The organism is Streptomyces sp. MB09-01 (assembly GCF_033794505.1).
GTDB lineage: Bacteria > Actinomycetota > Actinomycetes > Streptomycetales > Streptomycetaceae > Streptomyces.
The window spans coordinates 1-4,092 of the sequence record NZ_JARAYQ010000442.1 but is presented as its reverse complement, the minus strand read 5'-3'; the positions used below and the strand labels follow the sequence as shown (position 1 = coordinate 4,092).

Genomic DNA, 4,092 nt, shown 5'->3' with positions numbered 1-4,092 from the left:
TTGTTGTGCTACGGTGTTATTTTTTTTTTGTTGTACACAACCACCAGCATCTAATCATTTTAGGCGTCGGCCACGGCCGAGGTGTATTAAGAGGTGCGCCGGGCGGGCCGAAGCGGGCCCAGCCCCAGGACGGGCGGCCGCCTGGCCCCCCGTCGTAGAATCACGGCATTGTGTCTGAGTCCCTGAACCCCCAGCCGCCCAGCCTCCCGGACGCCGCGCCGGAGGCGAGTTCGTACGTGCCGCCCAAGTGGCGGACCGAGCCCCGCTTCCCGGACGGGCCCTCGCCGGATCCGGCCGGCTCGCACCACGAGCGGCGGATCCGGAGCTTCCAGCCCCGGCGCAGCCGGGTCACCACCGGGCAGGGCGAGGCCCTGAAGCGCCTCTGGGGCACCTGGGGCCTGGACATCGACGGCCACGAGGTCATCGACCTGAAGGCGATGTTCGACGGCCTCCCCGTCGTCCTGGAGATCGGCTTCGGCATGGGCGAGGCCACCGCGCAGATGGCCGCCGAAGACCCCGGCACCGGGATCCTCGCCGCCGACGTGCACACCCCCGGGCAGGGCAACCTCCTCGCCCTCGCCGAGCGGGGCGGACTCAGCAACGTCCGCGTGGCCAACGGCGACGCGATCATCCTGCTCCGCGAGATGCTGCCCCCCGACTCCCTCGACGGGATCCGCGTGTACTTCCCGGACCCCTGGCCCAAGGCCCGCCACCACAAGCGCCGGCTGATCCAGCCCGAGTTCCTCACGCTGGCCGCCACCCGCCTGGCCCCCGGCGCCGTGCTGCACTGCGCGACCGACTGGGAGCCGTACGCCGAGCAGATGCTCGAAGTCCTCAGCGCGCACCCGGACTTCGAGAACACGCAGGCCGACGGCGGCTACGCCCCGCGCCCCGCGTTCCGGCCGCTCACCCGCTTCGAGGGCCAGGGTCTCGACAAGGGGCACGTCGTACACGACTTGCTCTTCCGTCGCAGGGAGAACTGACAACGTCACCGCGCGTGTCAGACCGGCTCGCTAGGGTCATGGTGTGTTCCGAGCGCTCCGCCCTGTGCTCGCACGTCCGTCGGGCACGGTCCGCACGTGCGTGCTCCTCACCCTGCTCGCCGTCACCGGCATCGCGATCCTCGAACTCGTGCGGGAGCAGACCGGCACCCCCGGCTTCCTCGTCGGTCTCGGCCTGGCCCTGTTACCGGTGCCGCCGCTCATGGCGGCCTTCCGGTGGCTCGGCCGGGCCGCGCCCGCGCCCTGGCCGCAGCTGCTGTTCTGTTTCGGCTGGGGTGCCTGCGCCGCGGCGCTGATCGCGATACTGGCCAACAACTTCGCCACCGAGTGGATAGCCGCGGCCACCGCCGACCCCTCCGGCGCCGACCACCTGGGCTCGGTGGCCGTCGCCCCGGTGGTGGAGGAAAGCGCCAAGGCCGCTGCCCTGCTGCTGGTGTTCGTGTTCCGCAGACGCCATTTCACCGGTCCCGCCGACGGTTTCGTCGTGGCCGGATTCACCGCCACCGGCTTCGCCTTCACCGAGAACATCCTCTACCTCGGCAACGCCTACGGTGAGGACCTCGCCGAGGGCTCCGGCGTGCTGGAGTCGGTGACGGCGGCGACCTTCTTCGTCCGGATAGTGCTGTCGCCGTTCGCGCACCCGCTGTTCACGGTGCTCACCGGGCTCGGTTTCGGCGCGGCCGCGCTCAGCGTCCGCCGGTACCGCAGGATCTGTCTGCCGCTGCTCGGCCTGGCGCCGGCCATGGGCATGCACGCGCTGTGGAACGGCTCCTCCCGGTTCGGGGAGCACGGCTTCTACACGGTCTACGCCTTCGTGATGGTCCCGGCGTTCGGGCTGCTCGTGTGGCTGGCGGTGCGGATACGGCGCGGCCGGCTGCGGGTCGTGTCCAAAGAGCTGGCGGTGTACGCGGCCGCCGGCTGGTTCGGACCCGCCGAGGTGCCGGCGCTGGCTTCGCTGCCGGCCCGGTCACTGGCGCGCGCCCTGGCCCGGCACAGCGGGGGCCGGGCCGCCGGACGCGCGGTCGCCCGGTACGAGGCGGACGCCGCCGCCCTGGCCCTGCTGCGGAACCGGGCGCGCCGGGGCGGCCCGGTGGGGGAGCCGGACTTCGCCGGCCGGGAACGGGAGTTGCTGCACCGGCTCTGGCAGCGCCGTGCGGTGGCGGGCCCGGCGCTGGCCCGGGCGGCCGTCATGGAGGAGCTGCTTCCGCCTTGGTTCGACCCCTTGCGGGCTCCCCCGGCCGTCCCCGCCCCCGAGGCCGCGCTGCCCGCCGTACCCGTGCCGCGGCGGGCGGAGCCGGACCTCAGACGTTCAGGCCCTTGGACTCCAGCCACGCCAGCGGGTCCATCGTCGAGCCGCCCTTGCGTACTTCCAGGTGGAGATGAGGTCCGGTGACGTTGCCGGTGGCGCCGACCCGGCCGATGGTCTCGCCGGCGCCGACCGCGCCCGAGGTCACGGACATCGAGGAGAGGTGGCAGTACCAGATCTCCGTGCCGTCCTCGAGCTGCAGCACGATCCGGTAGCCGTACGCGCCGGACCAGCCGGCCGAGGTGATCTTTCCGGCGGCCACCGCCTTGGCCGGGGTACCGGTCGGGGCCGCGAAGTCGAGGCCGGTGTGGTGGCCGGAGGACCACATGGAGCCGGAGTCCCCGTAGTGCGAGGTGAGGGTGTAGGCGGAGGTCGGCAGGGAGTAGCCGCCGGCCGACCTGGCGCGCTCCTGCTCGGCCTTGGCCTCGGCGGCCTTCCTCGCCGCCTCGGCCTCTTCCGCGGCCTTCGCCTCGGCCTGCGCCTTGGCCTCCTCGGCCGCCCGGCGGGCCTCCTCCAGCCTGCCCTTGGCCTCCTGGGCGGCGGCCTCCTGCGCGGCGCGCTCGGCGTCCGCCCGGACCTTCGCCTCGGCGGCGTCCTTCTGGGACTCGGCCTGCTGGAGGATGCGGTTGCGCAGCAGCTCGCCGGCGTCGGCGCGGTCGCTCTGCTGCGCGATGATCCCCGTCCGCGCGGCCGCCTGGGCCGCCGACCCGGAACCGCCGTCCGACTGCCGGGAGTCGCCACCGGACATCAGATCGGGCAGGTCGGGCAGATCGGGCATCGACGGCATGGATATCGCGACCTGGGGCCGGTCCTGCGCATGGGCGATGCCGCCGGCGCCGACCGCCGCGATGACACCGACGCCGAGCACGGTGGAGCTGCGCGCAAGTCCCCCGCGCTGCTTGGCGACCCGGTGCTTGCCGCGGACCGGACGGACCGAGTCCTCGGTGGGGTTCCACTCGCCCCAGGCGCCCGCAGTGGGCGGCTCCTGGATCTCGGTGCCTTCAGGGGCAGGCAAGTTGGAGGCCACCGGGGCACACTCCTCATTGACGCGCACGCGCACGGCGCCGTCTCTTACGACGGCTGGGACGACCGCGCTGCGTTATCGAAAGGTAATAGACGCAGGGGAGTGATTCCAAGCTGTTGCGCTTGATCGTTCGCACCAATCAGACACGCAATGGCTGGCTCTGGCCAGGCTTTTTCACCATAGAACCTCATCAATTCGGGCAAAAATCAAGCGACTACCTCACCTCTTCGGCCACATGCAGAACATGACGCCCTGTCAATAGACTTGCAGAGAGCACTACTTCGAACACGTTGCGTCACGTACCGTCGCCCCGGCGCACCACCGGCACGGTCCGCCGCCGCTCCGGCTGCCACTGCTCCGGCCGGCCCACCGCGAGCAGCGCCATGTCGTCCGTGGCCCCGCCGCCCGTGTGCCGGCGCACGTCGCTGCTGAGCGCGCTGAGCAGCGCATGCGGCCCGGGGAAGATCCGACCGCGCAGCCGGGCCGCCGGATCGTAGAAGTCGCCCGCCCGGTCCCGGGCCTCCGTCAGCCCGTCCGTGTAGAGCAGCAGGGTGGTGCCCGCGGGGAACGCCCACTCCTCCGCCCGGTCCGGCCAGCCGCCCAGCTCCCCCATGCCGAGCGGCAGGGCGGGCTCCGCCGGGGCGAGGACCGCCAGTTCCCCGTCCCCGTGCAGCAGCAGGGGCTCCGGGTGCCCCCGGTTGAGCAGCCGCCAGACCCCGCCCCCCCCTGCCCTTTATCAAATCTCCGGACCCAAAAAAAAA

General features: G+C 72.1%; 3 protein-coding genes and 1 pseudogene. 2 read left to right on the top strand and 2 right to left on the bottom strand.

Annotation, left to right across the window (positions count from 1 at the left end):
- Positions 1–170: 170 nt before the first annotated feature.
- The gene (trmB, locus tag PV721_RS41890; protein WP_416371289.1) at positions 171–983 is read left to right on the top strand and encodes a tRNA (guanosine(46)-N7)-methyltransferase TrmB; all 813 of its coding nucleotides are present in this window, start codon (positions 171–173) and stop codon (positions 981–983) included.
- Positions 984–1,026: 43 nt separating this feature from the next.
- Positions 1,027–2,394, top strand: coding sequence for a PrsW family intramembrane metalloprotease (locus PV721_RS41885; protein ID WP_319733923.1), 1,368 nt, complete (start codon positions 1,027–1,029; stop codon positions 2,392–2,394).
- Here the strand turns inward: PV721_RS41885 and PV721_RS41880 are convergent.
- Positions 2,303–3,334 (bottom strand): M23 family metallopeptidase, encoded by a 1,032-nt coding sequence (locus PV721_RS41880; protein WP_319733922.1) that lies wholly within the window; start codon positions 3,332–3,334, stop codon positions 2,303–2,305. The two genes, PV721_RS41885 and PV721_RS41880, sit on opposite strands and share 92 nt — an antisense overlap.
- A gap of 292 nt (positions 3,335–3,626) precedes the next feature.
- Positions 3,627–4,040: pseudogene (locus tag PV721_RS41875) on the bottom strand (PP2C family protein-serine/threonine phosphatase); the annotation flags it as partial.
- Positions 4,041–4,092 lie beyond the last annotated feature (52 nt).